Origin of the sequence: Stenotrophomonas veracruzanensis, assembly GCF_032911525.1 — a bacterium.
Classification (GTDB): domain Bacteria; phylum Pseudomonadota; class Gammaproteobacteria; order Xanthomonadales; family Xanthomonadaceae; genus Stenotrophomonas; species Stenotrophomonas africana.
Genome location: NZ_JAWJTI010000024.1, coordinates 43402 through 58411 on the forward strand (window position 1 = coordinate 43402; position 15010 = coordinate 58411).

Annotated in this window: 10 protein-coding genes; 4 read left to right on the plus strand and 6 right to left on the minus strand. The window is 67.1% G+C overall.

Features of this window, described 5'->3' with window-relative positions; genetic code table 11:
• Nucleotides 1–99 precede the first annotated feature (99 nt).
• The 4 genes from R1H25_RS14420 to R1H25_RS14435 form a co-directional block, all read right to left on the minus strand.
• Entirely contained in the window at nt 100–2208 is a 2109-nt protein-coding gene (locus R1H25_RS14420) for a phosphocholine-specific phospholipase C (RefSeq protein ID WP_317223916.1), read from the minus strand.
• 8 nt (nt 2209–2216) lie between these two features.
• Nucleotides 2217–4595, minus strand: a complete 2379-nt coding sequence (locus tag R1H25_RS14425; RefSeq protein ID WP_317223917.1) for a TonB-dependent receptor domain-containing protein — start codon at nt 4593–4595, stop codon at nt 2217–2219.
• A gap of 119 nt (nt 4596–4714) precedes the next feature.
• On the minus strand, nt 4715–5641 hold the full coding sequence (locus R1H25_RS14430; protein WP_317223918.1) for a c-type cytochrome: 927 nt from the start codon (nt 5639–5641) through the stop codon (nt 4715–4717).
• A complete protein-coding gene (locus tag R1H25_RS14435) occupies nt 5638–6984 on the minus strand; it encodes a cytochrome c (protein ID WP_317223922.1) in 1347 nt (448 codons plus the stop codon). Before R1H25_RS14435 ends, R1H25_RS14430 begins: the two co-directional genes overlap by 4 nt.
• Before the next feature lie 183 nt (nt 6985–7167).
• Between R1H25_RS14435 and R1H25_RS14440 the strand changes: the two genes are divergently transcribed.
• Nucleotides 7168–8286: an alpha/beta fold hydrolase gene (locus R1H25_RS14440; RefSeq protein WP_057501253.1), complete on the plus strand. Its 1119-nt coding sequence runs from the start codon at nt 7168–7170 to the stop codon at nt 8284–8286.
• Between the two features lie 80 nt (nt 8287–8366).
• Here R1H25_RS14440 and R1H25_RS14445 read toward each other — a convergent pair whose 3' ends face one another.
• Entirely contained in the window at nt 8367–9506 is a 1140-nt protein-coding gene (locus tag R1H25_RS14445) for an MFS transporter (RefSeq protein WP_099485100.1), read from the minus strand.
• 184 nt (nt 9507–9690) lie between these two features.
• Here R1H25_RS14445 and R1H25_RS14450 point away from each other — a divergent pair, with 184 nt between their 5' ends.
• Together R1H25_RS14450 and R1H25_RS14455 are read left to right on the plus strand one after the other, a co-directional pair.
• Nucleotides 9691–10386, plus strand: coding sequence for an alpha/beta hydrolase (locus tag R1H25_RS14450; RefSeq protein ID WP_049449601.1), 696 nt, complete (start codon nt 9691–9693; stop codon nt 10384–10386).
• A 133-nt stretch (nt 10387–10519) separates the two neighbouring features.
• A complete protein-coding gene (locus R1H25_RS14455; protein WP_317223919.1) occupies nt 10520–12724 on the plus strand; it encodes a TonB-dependent siderophore receptor in 2205 nt (734 codons plus the stop codon).
• Between the two features lie 115 nt (nt 12725–12839).
• Here R1H25_RS14455 and R1H25_RS14460 read toward each other — a convergent pair whose 3' ends face one another.
• Nucleotides 12840–13541 (minus strand): pirin family protein, encoded by a 702-nt coding sequence (locus R1H25_RS14460; RefSeq protein WP_049434728.1) that lies wholly within the window; start codon nt 13539–13541, stop codon nt 12840–12842.
• 140 nt (nt 13542–13681) lie between these two features.
• On the opposite strand from R1H25_RS14460, the gene R1H25_RS14465 reads away from it, so the two are divergent.
• Entirely contained in the window at nt 13682–14602 is a 921-nt protein-coding gene (locus R1H25_RS14465; protein ID WP_317223920.1) for a LysR family transcriptional regulator, read from the plus strand.
• Nucleotides 14603–15010 lie beyond the last annotated feature (408 nt).

Here is a 15010-nt window from a genome sequence, read left to right on the forward strand (position 1 = left end):
TGTAGAGTCGAGCCATGCTCGACTGCTTTTTCCGATCAATGATCGAAGCACGATTGAAAAGCAGTCGAGCATGGCGCGACTCTACAACGGCCGGGTTGCTCAATCGTGTTCGAACCGCAATGGCTCGCTGCCCATCGCCGGGTCACTGGTGCCGGGGCGCCCATCCTCGGCGCGGCCGGCCAGGCGCAGGGTACTGTCGCCCGCACCGATGTGCAGGTCGTACCAGCCTGCGGTGGGCGTTGCGTCCCACGCCAACGTGGTCTCCGAGCGCGCCGGCAGGGCCACCGTCTGCTCGGGCATGTGGCCGGCATAGGCGCCCGCCTGCACACGCACCTGCTGTGCGCTGTCATCCAGGTTGCGCAGGTGCAGCCGCAATTGGCCATCCGCGCGATCGATTGAAGCCTGCAGGGCAGGATCCTTGGCCGCCCCCTGGAAGTGGCGGTGGAAGCCGTTTGGGCCCAGCAGCCACAGGTCATAGCGGCCCTGCGCATCGAGCGGCCAGCGCTCGCGCAGCGGTATGCCCGGCAGCAGCGTGTAGCGGCGTGGCACCGCATCCAGCCGCAGCCGGTCGTAGACATGCAGCACCGCCGCTGCACCTTCGCAGGCCAGCGCCAGATCCACACCCGAGGCGTCCACCGCAGCGATCGATGCCTGTGGTCGATAGGGCAGGGCGCGCGCCGGGCGTACGCCGATTTCCTGCTTTGCTGGTTTCAGCCCCTCCGGCAGCGCCGGCACGGTACGCCCTGGCAAGGCAGCGGCACGTGCGGCCACCGCGCTCACATCGGGCAGGCTGCGGACGAACGGGCGGGTATCGCGCTGGGCGAAGTCGAAGGCACCCGTCAGGTCACCGCAGACCGCGCGGCGCCACGGCGAGATGTCCGGTGCGGCCACGCCAAAGCGTCGTTCGATCAGCCGCATGACCGAGGTGTGGTCGTACACCTGCGAATCGACCCAGCCACCCCGGCTCCACGGCGAGATCACATACAGCGGCACGCGCGGGCCGAGTCCATACGGGCGGCCGCGCAGTTCGGCGAGGTCGTACTTCTCATCACCCGGCGCAGGATAGCGGTGGTACTCGCCTTCGGTACTGACCGAAGACGCACCCGCCCAGCCAGTGCCCACTGGTGAAGGAGGAGCCGGCGGAGGCATGTGGTCGAAGAAGCCGTCGTTCTCGTCGAACATCAGCAACAGCGCGGTGCGGCTCCAGACTTCCGGATCGGCAGTCAGCGCATCCAGCACGCGCGCGGTATAGGCCGCGCCCTGCGCCGGGCTGGAGGGCCCGGGGTGCTCGCTGCCGGCCGCGTCGGCGATGATGAAGCTGACCTGCGGCAGGCGCCCGTCGAGTACGTCCTGGCGCAGCTGTGCCAGGACACGCGTGCTGACACCGCGTGCGCGCAGCTGCGGATCATGCCCGGGTGCAGCGCTGTACGCCCGACGGAACGCCTCGAAGCCGGCCAGCGGGTTGTCGGTGAAGTTGTCGGCCATGTCCTGGTAGATCTGCCAGGACACGCCGGCCTTCTGCAGGCGCTCGACATGGCTGGTCCAGCGGTACGACGCCGGATGCCCGCCGTGTTCGGGGAAGTTGTCATGCGAATTGGCGATCACCGGGCCGCCGGCGCGGGCCTGTGCATCGTTGTGGCCGGTCCACAGGAACACCCGGTTCGGGTTGGTGCCTGCCTGCATCGCGCAGTGGTAGGCGTCGCAGATCGTGAAGGCATCGGCCAGGGCGAACTGGAAGGGCAGGTCGCTGCGCTGGAAGTAGCCCATCGAGTGGTTCTGCTTGGCCTTCGGCCAGTGCCCCATGCGGCCGTGGTCCCAGGCACGCTGCGCGTCGGGCCAGGTGTGCGGCGTGCCTTCCACGCGCATGTAGCCGAAGTGCGCGGCGGTATCCAGCGGGAACGGTGCGATCGCGCGCGTGCCGCTGGCATCAGGCTGCAGCCACAGACTGCGGGTGCGGCCACCGGCCTGCAGCGCCGGCGCCGGGGCCACGAAGCGGTCGCCGAAACCACGTACCCCCGGCAGCGTGCCGAAGTAGTGGTCGAACGAGCGGTTCTCCTGCATGAACACCACGATGTGCTGCAGGTCTTCCAGACTGCGCGTCTGCGCCGCAGGGGCGATCGCTGCGGCCCGGGCGATGCTGGGCAGCAGCGGTGAAAGGCCGGCGGCAACGCCTGCCTGCAACAACCGGCGTCGGCCGATATCGGTCACGGGCTCACTCACAGGTCCACGCGGAAGGAGATGCCGACGGTGCGCGGGGCGCCGATGAAGGCGTTGTCGCGGCCGTCCACCCCTGCAAGATACCGCTTGTCGGTGAGGTTGCTCACCACCAGGTTGGCGCCCATGCCCTTCAGGCGCGGCGACAGGCCCTGCAGGTCGAAGCCGATGTTGGCGTTGAACACGGTGGCCGAGGGCAGCTTGTTGACGTTGGCGGCGTCGAGATAACGCGTGCCCAGGTAACGGCCGGACAGGCCGAAATTCCAGTTCTCGCCCTGCCAGTCGGCCGACAGCACCAGGGTCTGTTCGGGCTGGCCGATCACCTTGGCGCCATCGACGATGCCCAGCTGGGTATCGCGCGCGGCATCGCCACTGCCCAGGTACTTGGAGCGGTTGTAGGTATAGGCGGCGTTGAGGCGCCAGCCGTTGTCCCAGCCGTAGCCGAACGCGGCTTCCAGGCCGTTGCTTTCCACACCGCCGAAATTCTCGTAGACGCCGTCGGTCTCGCCGAGATAGTCGATGCCACTGACGAAACCTGCAGGCAGGTAGACGATGCGGTTGTCGAACTTGATGTTGTAAAGGGTCACCGAGGCGGTCAGCGGCCAGCGGCTGATGCGCATGCCCACTTCGATGTTGTCGGCGGTCTCCGGCTCGACGTTGCGGAAGCGTTGCGGATCAGTCTCGCCAAGCACGCCGGAGGGAATGGCGGCGAAGTTCTGCGAGAAGCCCGCGAACAGCTCCATGCCTTCCACGCCCGGCGCCCAGGTGAAGCCGGTGGAGAGCAGTGGATCGGACCTGGAATCGGATTTGACGTGCTCGCTGGCACCGATCACGCGGCGGCGCGACTGGTCGACGAAGAACTGCTTCACGCCCAGGCGCGCGCTGAACGGCCCGAAGCGGGCCACGTCCTCGACGTAATACATCTGCTCGTCAACCTTGTACTTGTCCTCGAACTGCACCCAGTAAGGCTGGTGGTCGAAGGCGATGTCCTGGCCGACGTTGAGCAGGCGGTGCCAGTCGCGGCGCGCCGAGCGGTCCAGCTTCTCCACCCACAGGCCGCCGCGGATCGTGTTGTCGACTGCGCCGAAGGTCTGGCGCCACTCGACGTCGGCGGTCACGCCCATGCGGTCGTTGTCGTAGTGGGTGTGGCGGTAGGACTGCGCGCCCAGCACGTTGCCCGCGTAGCAGTTCGGATCGTACTCGGCGGTGAAGCCCAGGCGCGGGGTGCAGCTGGCCAGGCGCTGCGCGGCGCTGCCATCGGGATTGACGAAGAAGATCTGGCCACGGTTGCTGCCGCCGTATACGGTCTTGCCACCAAGATATTCCGATTCGGGGCGGCCCGCACCCTCATCGCTGACCTGCGCCAGGTAGGGGGGCAGCCAGTCGCCACGACCTTGCATGCGGTGCCCGTAGGCGGCCACCGAGGCCTTGAAGCCGTTGCCGCCGTCGAAGGCCGCGCGCAGGTACCCGAAGGTGTTCTCGCGCAGTGCACGCGAGCCGGAGCGGTAGTTCTGGTCCAGATAGGGAATGCCGGTGAGGGTCCCCACCAGGTTGTCACGATCCGGATTGGTGGCGAAGCCCTTCGGTGAGACGCTGGTGTATTCCGGCTCGTCGGCATCGTTGTAGGACAGGTAGCCGGTCAGCGTCCAGCGGTCCAGTTCGGTGATGAACTTGCCGGCGATGTGGTCGTTGCTGGTCTTGCCGCTGCCATCGATCCAGTCATGCACGCGCGCCGACGAGGCGCTGACCCAGGCACGGGTGTGGCCGCCGAGCAGGCCGGTGTCGTAGCGCACGTAGTACTTGCGCGCCTCGTTGTCACCGGCGCCGACCACGAAGCGCAGGCGGCTGTCCTGCAGCGGATCGCTGGTGAGGAAGTTCAGAGTGCCGCCGAGGGCCTCGTTCGAGCGCGAGGAGATATCAGCGGTGCCCTGGCTGACTTCCACCGTTTCCAGGTCGAGGGTGTCGATGTAGCGGTTGGCCAGCGAGCCGCCGCCGTAACCTGAGCCGCCATTGGGCAGGCCGTCGATGGTGGTGCCGATCTGCTGGGTGTCGCGGTTGGTGACGAAACCGCGCATGCTGATCTGCGTGCCCCACACCGACGAGCCGGTGGCATCGGCCTCGCTGACCACCACGCCAGGTACCTCGTTGAGCGCGTCGTTGACGCTGCTCATCACCGTCTGGCGGTTCAGTGTTTCCGCGCGCACCGAGGTCTTGGCGTAGCTGGTGGCCTGGCCGATCACCTGCACCTGGTCGAGGGTGCGGGCTTCACTGCTGCGCGCTTCAGCGGCATCGCCCTGCGGTGCTTCGGCCAGGGCGTCCAGTGCGGGGGCGATCAGCAGGGCAAGCAGCGAGACACGGGGAAAGCGCGCAGACGTTCGCATCGAGACCGGACCTTCAGAGGAGGGAAGCCCCGGAGTGTCGGCAGCGCCAATGACATCGGCATGACGTAGAGATGCAGGAACCGTGTTGTGTGACGGCCGGTGCCCCCGGCCGCCTGCTGTCAGTACCGCGCGTCCTTGGGTTTCGGGTCGCGTGGCCAGTCCTTGCCCTTGTTGGCGAAGTCCGGCCGCGGCTGGTTGATGAAATAGCCGGCGATGTCCACCGCGTCCTGGTCGCGCATCACCTGCTGGCCCAGTGGCGGCTCGCGGGTCACCGCCGGTGGCATGTTGTGCTTGACGAAGCCGGCGGCCTTGTACAGCCGCGCCATGCCGGCGCCGATGTTGAAGCTGTGGTCGCCCCACAGCGGCGGGAAGGCGATGTCACCGCTGGCGTCGCGCCGTCCTTCGCCATTGTCGCCATGGCACGCGGCGCACTGCACGGCGTACAGCGCCTGGCCGCGGACCGGGTCCGGGGTCAGCGTGCTGTCGATGGGCCCCTCACTGGGGGCGGCCACCTTTGCCCCCTCTGGCACAGGACTGCTCAACCACGCCATGTAATCGAGCATGGCGCGCATCTGCGGCGAGTCCTTCGGCAGCGGCTTGCCGTTCATCGAACGCTGCAGGCAACCATTGATGCGCTCGGTCAGCCCGATCACCTTGCCCGGACGCGGCATGTAGCGCGGATAGGCGCCGCCGCCGGTATTGAAGTAGTGATTGCCGAAAGGCCGCTTGCCCTCGGCCATGTGGCACGAGTTGCAGTTCAGATCGTTGCCGACATTGTCCGGCAGCAACCGTGCGGTCTCGTTGAGGATGCGGCGGCCGAGCATTACCGATTCGGCATTGCCGAGCCCGGCGATCTCCTCGGCACTCGGCGCATGGTAGTAGCCGACCACCGTGCCCTGCGCATCGAGCATATCGATTGTGCTGGCCACGGCGGCATCCAGGTCCGGATGGAGATGGCGGTAGGCGAGGGTACCGGCGCCGGCCAACAGCACGAGGGTGATCGCACTGCCGATCAGCAGGCGGGAACGCGTGCGCGAACGCTTCATCGTGCGGCCTCCTGCGGAACGTAGTGCACTGGCTTGTCGCGCACCACCCGGCGCATGCGCGCCACGTCGACCTCGCTCACGGCGCTGGCCTGGTTGCCCCAGCTGCTGCGGATGAAAGTCAGGATCTGCGCCAGCTGCGCGTTCGGCAGCTGTTCGAAGCCGGGCATGGTGAAGGCCATCCGGTCGTGCGGGGTATGCGGCGTGCGGCCACCGATCAGGGTTACCTGCACCAGCGAGCTGGGGTCATCGGCGAACACGATCGAGTTGCCGGCCAGCGCCGGATAGACGCGGGGCATCCCGCGCCCGTCGGCGCGGTGGCAGGCCTGGCAGTGCTCGGCATAGGCCAGCGAACCGGCAACACGGTAGTCGCCGCTGCGCAGTGCGGCGGTGGTGGTGTCGGTACCGGGGGACCACTGTGCGCTACGTCCTTCGCGGGCCGGCAGCTGTTTCAGGTAACGGGCCATGGCCAGCAGATCGGCGTCGGACAGGTACTGCGTGCTGTGCTCGACCACGTCGGCCATGCCACCGAAGGCCGCAGAGCGATCGGTGCGGCCAGTGCGCAGGAAATCGACGATCTCACCCTCGCTCCAGCTGGCCAGGCCGGTCGATTCGTTGCGCAGGTTCTTCGCGTACCAGCCTTCCAGTACCGAGCCGGACAGAAATTGGCGACCGCCATCGTCGGCCATCGCCTTTTCCTGGAAGGCCAGCCCGCGTGGCGTGTGGCAGGCGCCGCAGTGGGCCAGGCCTTCCACCAGTTCGGCGCCGCGCTGCTGGCCGGCATCCAGCGACGGATCCGGGTTGAACGTGCGCGGGCGTGCGAACAGCAGCTGCCACCAGGCCAGGGGCCAGCGCATGTTGGCCGGCCATGGAATCGTGCTGTCGGCGTTGCTTTGCTTCACCGGCTGCACCGAGCCCATGAAATAGGCATACAGCGCCTTGATCTCGGCATCGCTGGCGATCACGTACGAGGCGTACGGCATGGCCGGATACAGCGGCTGGCCGTCGTGGCGGATGCCGCGGCGCACCGCGCGTTCGAAATCGGCGTAGTCATAGGCACCAATGCCGGTGTCCGGATCGGGCGTGATGTTGGTCGAGTAGATCGCGCCCATCGGCGTCTGCATGCCGAGGCCACCGGCGAACGGCCTGCCGCCCGGCGCGGTGTGGCAGGCCGCGCAGTCGGCGGCGCGCGACAGGTATTGCCCCTGCGCGATCAGCGCCGGATCGTGGATGTCGACCTGCGCCGTCTGTCGTGGTGCGAACCAGTAGGGCGTGGTGCGGGCGATGCCGTAGGCGGCGGCCAGCGTGGCGGCCAGGGCAATGGCGAGCTTGAACGAGGTGCGCATGGCGGCACTGTGGGCAATGCCGCGCGCGCGTTCATTGATCCGGATCAATGACTGAACGGATACAGCGTTCACACCAAGCTGAATCGTTCCTGCGTTGTCATCAAGCCGTCATCCGCGCGCGATAGATGGCCCACGCCCGCGTCGCTAACCTGCCACGCTGTCGCACCTTTTCCCTGATTGCCCATGAAGCGCCTGCTGCTGTTGTTGCTGGCGTGCGCCGGCCTGTGGCTGGCTGCATGCTCGTCCTCGATCAATGCCTCGTCCACCTCGCTCGCCGATCGGCTGATCGCGCCGGGTGGCGTATCGACCCTGCTCGATCGCCCGCGCATTGCTGCGGCCATCGCTGAGCTGCCCAACCGCCACGGTTTTGCGCCCGGCCGCGATGGCGTGCCGATCTTCTGGCGTGTGTTCGATCCTGGCGATTACGGCGCGCGTTACCACTACCTGCCGCAGCGCCACGAGAACGGCCTGCCGCTGGATACCGGCCTGAGCCTGGCAGTACCGCAGCCGTTCCGCGCGCAGGCACCGCGCGGCACCGTGGTGCTGCTGCACGGCTGGATGATGAACGGTGATTCGATGCTGCCATGGTCGCTGCAGCTGGCCGAATCCGGCTACCGCGTGGTCACGCTCGACCTACGCAACCATGGACAGTCCGGTACCGGGCCGTCGGGCTATGGCACCTATGAATCGGATGACGTGGTCGATGTGATCGGCGAGCTGCGTGCACGTGGTGAAGTGACCGGCCCGCTGTACCTGTTTGGCGTGTCCTATGGTGCAGCCACGGCGGTGTTCACCGCCGACAAGCTCGGTGACCAGGTGGAAGGCGTGGTGGCGATGGAATCGTTCGCCAATGCCGGCGTAGCGATCCGCACGATGATCCCGCACCTGATGGGACTGCAGCCGGAAGGCCTGAAGGCGCAGGCGGTGGCGTCGTACGCGCGTTGGCGCTATGGCGGCCAGGACATCAACCAGGTGATCGCCGCCGCCAGCCGCCGCATCGACGTCGATCTGGACCGCGTGGATGTAGCGCGCGCGCTGGCCGATACCCGCGCCTGCGTGCTGCTGCTGCACGGGCAGGGCGACCAGCACATTCCGGTCAGCCAAGGGCGCGAACTGGCCCAGGCCAACCCGCGCGCGCACTACATCGAGATGCGCGGCGAGGACCACATCACCCTGCCGCTGCGGCTGGACCTGCTGGCCGGCGTGGTCGATGACTGGATGGCGCGCGACGAGCACCACCCGCAGAGCGTGTGCCCCGCACCGCAGCTGCCGGCCCAGGCCGAGTGGCTGACGCGCAGCTGAGAAAAGGGACGGAGGGGATTAAGTCGTTTCCCGCACACCTGGGCCATAAACGACTTAATCCCCTCCGTCCCCTTTTTCTGTCAGGCCACCCGTCGTGCCAGCGAGCGGGCAGACGCCGCGACGCCCAGCAGCAGCGCGGCTACGCACAGGAAGGCGAAGCCGAGGCTGGTGCCGTGTGCCAGCGCACCGATCGCTGCGGGGCCGGCGAGAATGCCGGCGTAACCCAGCGTGGTCACTGCGGTGATGGCGATGCTCTCCGGCATCACCCGCTGCTGGCCCGCCATCGAGAACAGTGCCGGCACGATATTGGCGCAGCCCAGCCCGACCAGCACATAGCCCGCCAGCGCCACCGGGAACGACGGTACCAGCGTGGCCAACGTGAAACCGGCTGCGGCGGTGATGCCGCCGAAGACCAGGGTGCGGGTGCGGCCGAGGCGCTCGACGATGCCGTCGCCGAACAGGCGCATCGCGGTCATCGCCAGGGTGAACAGCGCGAAGCCGGCGCCGGCCTGGTCACGCGGCACCTGCCGCACTTCGGCCAGGAACACCGCGCTCCAGTCCAGCATCGAGCCCTCGGCAAGGAACACCACGAAGGCCAGCACGCCGATGAACAGCACGACGCCGTGCGGCAGTGCCAGCAACGGTCCTTCGTGCAGGATCCGTTGCGGACGCCAGTGCGGCGCCGACAGCACTGCGACCAGCAGCAGCGCCGCCACCGAAACCAGCGCGGCCAGCCACAGCGGTGTACCCAGGATCAGCAGGCCGGTCATGCAGCCGGCGCCGACGAAGCCCCCGATGCTGTAGAAGGCATGGAAGCCGGACATCATCGCGCGCCCGGCGTCGCGCTCGACCGCCACCGCCTGCATGTTCATCGCACAATCCAGCGCACCGACGCCGGCGCCGAACACGAACAGTGCCGCGCCCAGTGCCACCGGCGAAGGCGCCAGCACCAGCAGGGGCAGGGCGCACAGCATCATCGCGCAGGTGATCACCATCACCCGGCGGCAGCCCAGTCGCCCGGTCAGCGCACCCGCCAACGGCATCGCCAGCAGCGAGCCGAGCCCGAGGCACAGCAGCACGGCGCCGAGGCTGGCGTCGGACAGCCCGGCCTTGGCCTTGGCGTAGGGCACCATCGGCGCCCACGCGGCGGTGGCGAATCCGGGAATGAAGAAGGCGGCGCGGGTGGCGTGCTGCTGGGCACGTGGGGATGAAGGCGTCATGCGCGGTGCGAAGCTCCAGGGGACGTTTATGGAAACGTTTGCAGGTCGACTCGGCAAGTGCCATGCGTGACATCGGGCGACGCATACGATTGCAGTGACCCGATCGCGTCACTGGCGATTAACGTGGCCCACGGACAGTGGCTGCACGGTCGGCATCCCGCCGGCCGCTGCCGGAGATCCGTACATGAGCACGACACCGACCATCCTCCTCGTCCATGGATTCTGGGGCGGGGCCGCACACTGGGCCAAGGTGATCCTGGAACTGCATCGCAACGGCCACGACCGTGTGCAGGCGGTGGAGCTGCCGCTGACGTCGCTGGCCGACGACGCAGGGCGAACCCGGAAAATGATCCGGCAGATCGACGGGCCGGTACTGCTGGTCGGCCACTCCTATGGCGGCGCTGTGATCAGCCAGGCCGGCAACGAGCCCAACGTGAAGGGCCTGGTCTACATCGCCGCGTTCGCGCCTGATGCCGGCGAGAGTCCCGGTGGCATCACCCAGCAGCACCTGCCGGAGGCGGCGCCGAACCTGGCACCGGACAGCGATGGCTACCTGTGGCTGCGTGCGGACAAGTTCCATGAGAGCTTCTGCCAGGATCTGAGCGAGGACGAGGGCCGGGTGATGGCGGTGACCCAGAAGGCGCCGCTGGCCAGTACCTTCGGTGATGCGGTCAGCGATCCGGCGTGGAAGCACACGCCGAGCTGGTACCAGCTGTCCCGCCACGACCGCATGATCGCGCCGGAAAACCAGAAGGCCATGGCCGCAAGGATGCAGCCCAAGCGCCTGCTGGAGCTGGATGCCAGCCATGCCTCATTGGCCTCGCAGCCGAAGGAAGTGACGGCGCTGATCCTGGAGGCGTGCGCCGCCATCGGCGGCTGATAGCTGCGGCAGCGCGTTGCACGACAGCCGGGGCGCAGGGGAGTACACTCCTGCGCTTGCGGCTATCCGGCCGCGTCCCTCTCTTCCCTCCAGCCGCCGCCAGAGGATCCCACCCTATCGTGGAGGTCCTGCCGTGCTGTCCGTGCCTGTTGCCCATGCTCCGTTTCCCTTGCCGCGTCGCCGCGCGTTGCCGCAGGCGCTCGCGCAGGGCCTGCTGATCGCTGCACTGGCCAGCAGCAGTATTGCTGCTGCGCAGTCCAGTACGGATCCAGGCAAGGATTCCCAGGCGCCTGCATCGCAGACCCTGCAGACGGTACAGGTCACCGCCAACCTGCTCGGTACCATCACCGAGGGCAGCGGCGCCTATACGCCCGGCACCATTGCCACCGCGACCCGCTTGGTGCTGACGCCACGGCAGACCCCGCAGACCATCAGCGTGATCACCCGCGCACAGATGGATGACTTCGGCCTGCACGGCATCGACGACGTGATGCGGGTGACCCCCGGCATCAGCATCGTCACCTACGACAGCGAACGCACCGAGTACTACGCGCGTGGTTTCGCGATCCAGAACTTCCAGTACGACGGCATTCCGATGTCGCGCAATTCGGCGTACTCCGCCGGTAACACGCTCAGCGATACCGCCATCTACGACCGCATCGAGGTGCTCAAGGGCGCGACCGGCCTGTTGACCGGCATGGGCGATCCGGGTGCGACCATCAACCTGGTGCGCAAGAAGCCGGGCAAGGACTTCGCGGGCAGCGCCTCACTGGGTGTCGGCCGCTGGGACGACTACCGCGCCGAGCTCGATGTCGGTGGTCCGCTGACTGCCGATGGCCGCCTGCGTGGCCGTGCCGTGGGGGCCTGGGAAGACAAGCACTCCAACCTGGACAACTACCAGCGCACCAGCAAGGTCGGCTATGCCGTGCTGGAAGCCGATCTGGGCGAGCGCACGCTGTTGTCGATCGGTGGCGACGTGATGGACAGCGACCCGAAGGGCTCCACGTGGGGCGGTATTCCGCTGCTGGACAGCGCCGGCAACTTCAACCGCATGCCGCGCTCGTTCAACAATGGTGCGCAATGGGCCGGCTGGCGCCAGTACGTGCGTACCGGTTTCGCCACGTTGGAGCACACGTTCGCCAACGATTGGATTGCCAAGCTGCAGCTCAACCATCAGGTCAACGGCTATGACGCCGCACTGGCCGGTGCCGCCGCCGGCAATCCGGATCCGTTGACCGGCGAGGGCGTCAGCCTGTGGCTCGGCAAGTACGTCGGCAAGACCGTCAGCAATGCCGCCGACTTCTATGTGAGTGGGCATTTCGGCCTGTTCGGCCGCGAGCATGAGCTGGTGGTGGGTGGCAGTGCCTCGCGCAAGCGCTGGACCAATACCGGCTACGGCCCTCAGGCGGGTTTCCCGGATACCGTGCCGGACTACCGCAGCTGGAATGGCGACATTGCCGAACCGCAGTGGCAGCGCACCTATGACAACAATGAAGTGACCCGTGAGAACGGGCTGTACGTGGTCGGCCGTTTCGACGTGGCCGATCCGTTGAAGCTGATCGTCGGCAGCCGCCTGGCCAGCTACCGCTCGCCGGATACACGCGAGACCGGCGTCTATGTGCCGTATGCCGGCGTGGTCTACGACCTCGGTGAGCACTACTCGGTGTACGCCAGCTACAGCACCATCTTCAAGCCGCAGGGCGAGCGTGACGAGCAGGGCAAGGCACTGGATCCGCTGGAAGGCCGCAGCTACGAGATGGGGCTGAAGGCCGAGTTCTTCGATGGACGCCTCAATGCCAGTGCGGCGCTGTTCCAGCTTGATCAGGACAACTTCGCCCAAGCCACCAGTGGTCGCACGCCGTCCGGTGACATCGCCTACCGCGCCTTGATGGGCGTGCGCACCAAGGGTTACGAGCTTGAAATGTCGGGTCAGCTGGCCGAGGGCTGGCAGGTGCAGGGTGGGTTCTCCCACAAGATCGCCCGCCAGGCGGGGACCAAGGTGACCACGCTGGAACCGGAGAACCAGTTCAGCCTGCACACCCGCTATCGTCTGCGCGGTGCCTGGCAGGCGCTGACGCTGGGTGGTGGCGCGCGCTGGCAGGATTCGACCTTCGGCGAGATCACCAATCCGGCCACGCAGGCCAAGGTGCTGCATCGCACGCAGCCTTACTGGTTGCTCGATGCGATGGCGCGCTACCAGTTCAACGATCGCCTGTCGGCCACGGTCAACGTCAACAACCTGCTCGACAAGCGTTACTACACGATCTTCAACTGGTACAGCACCTACACCTGGGGTGAGCCGCGCAATGTACGACTCACCTTGAACTACAGGTTCTGACGCTGGTCCTGTAGAGCCGAGCCCACGCTCGGCTGGCTGTCGCACCGCAGCCGAGCATGGGCTCGGCTCTACAGAAAAGCGCCCGCGATGCTCTGCAGCATCGCGGGCGTTGTCGTTACAGCGGCAGGTCGAACACCAGCACTTCAGCGTCGTTGCCGTTTTCCAGGGTCAACTGCGCTTCGTCGCTGACCTGCAGCGCATCACCGGCTTCCAGGGTGATGCCGTTGACCTGCAGCTGGCCACGCGCCACCTGCACATAGGCGCCACGACCGTTGCCAAGCGCATGGTGCAGCTTCTGGCCGCCATCGAGGATGGTGGCGAAGATGCGGGCATCCTGGTGGATGCGCAGCGAACCGTCGGCACCGTCCGGCGAGGCGATCAGGCGCAGCTGGCCGCGCTTGGTCTCCGGCGCGAAATGGGTCTCCTCGTACGACGGCGTGATGTTCTCGGTGTCCGGGAAGATCCAGATCTGCAGGAAGTGCACGGTCTCGTCGGCCGAGTGGTTGAACTCGCTGTGGCTGACGCCACTGCCGGCGCTCATGCGCTGCACGTCGCCGTAGCGCAGCACCGAACCGGTGCCCATCGAGTCCTTGTGCTCCAGCGCGCCGCCCAGCACGTAGGAAATGATTTCCATGTTGCTGTGGCTGTGGGTACCGAAGCCTTGGCCGCCGATCACCTTGTCTTCGTTGATCACCCGCAGCGGGCCGAAGCTGACGTAGCGCGGGTCGTAGTAGTTGGCGAAGGAGAAGGTATGGCGCGAGGACAGCCAGCCATGCTCGGCCAGGCCACGGGTAGCGCTCTTGCGGATCTGCAGCATGATGGAATCTCCTTGTTCGATGGTTTCGATGGGGCGGGGTGGGCCGGTAGCCGCTGTGTTTCCCCGTTGGAGAGAAGTATCCGCTTGCGCCCGGGGTTTGAAAAACGGATAGTTTTGACAGCCATCATCGAAAAATTCGAATGCTCAAACTCAGCCTCGATGCCCTGCAGATCCTGGATGCCATCGACCGCCGCGGCTCGTTCGCCGGCGCCGGCAAGGCCCTGCACAAGGTGCCCTCGACCATCTCCTACACCGTGGCCAAGCTGGAGGAGGACCTGGGCGTTCAGCTGTTCGACCGGGTCGGCCCGCGCGCCGAACCGACCGAGGCCGGTCGCGCGCTGCTGGACGAGGGACGGCACCTGCTGCGCGCCGCCCGCGAGCTGGAGCTGCGGGTGCGCCGGGTGGCGTCGGGCTGGGAGACCGAACTGACGCTGGCGGTGGACTCGGTGTTCCCGACCTGGCTGCTCGGCCCGGACATCGCCGCGTTTCGTGAGGCCGAGGCGCCGACCCGGCTGCGGCTGATCGGGGAGGCCCTGTCCGGCACCTGGGAGGCCCTGCTGGACCGCCGTGCCGACCTGCTGGTCGGCGCGCCGGGCGAGGGGCCCAGTGGCGGCGGTTACGTGGTCGAGCCGCTGGGCTCAGTGGAGTTCGTATTCGCGGTCGCACCCCATCATCCGTTGGCCGCAGTGCCGGGTGTGCTGGGTCGCGAGCAGCTGGTCGAGCACTGCGCGATCGCGGTCTCTGATTCCGCGCGCAGGTTGCTGCCGCGCACGGTCGGCTTGTTGATGGGGCAGGAGATGCTGACGGTGCCGGACATGGCCAGCAAGCTGAAGCTGCAGTGCGAAGGCGTGGGCTTCGGCTTCCTGCCCGAGCCGTGCGCGCGCGCGGCGGTGGCACGTGGCCAGCTGGTGATCCGCGAGGTGGAGGAACACAAGCCGGAAGAGACCTTCTGGCTGGCCTGGCGCACCGGCGAGGATGGCGCTGCACTGCGCTGGTGGCGCGAGCGCCTGCGGAGGCCGGAGCTGCTGTCGCAGTGGTGGCAGGCGATGGCCAGGGGGTAGGTGTACGGCAGGGCTGCGCCCTGCACCCGCTAGGAGCAACAGCAGCAACAGCAGAAGCAGAAGCTGGTTTGCTGAGGGATGGCGGGGTGGGTCCGGTTGCGGGAGACGCCGCAAGTACGTCCATGTAGGCTTGGCAGCCGCATCCATGCGGCTGACACTCCCGCAACCGGACCCACCCCGCCTTCGACAGATTTTCGCGATCTGCGGGAATGGCATGGCCGGCTCTTGGTGGGTGTCGACCTTGGTCGACACGGTAGATCCACGCCATGCGTGGATGCTCTTCGATCAATTGTCGAAATACTCGAACTCGATGGAGATTCATCCACGCATGGCGTGGATCCATCAGATCGCGAGAATCTGTCAGAGGTGGGGCGGTGTCGGAGTGCGGGGTGGCAGCCGCATGGATGC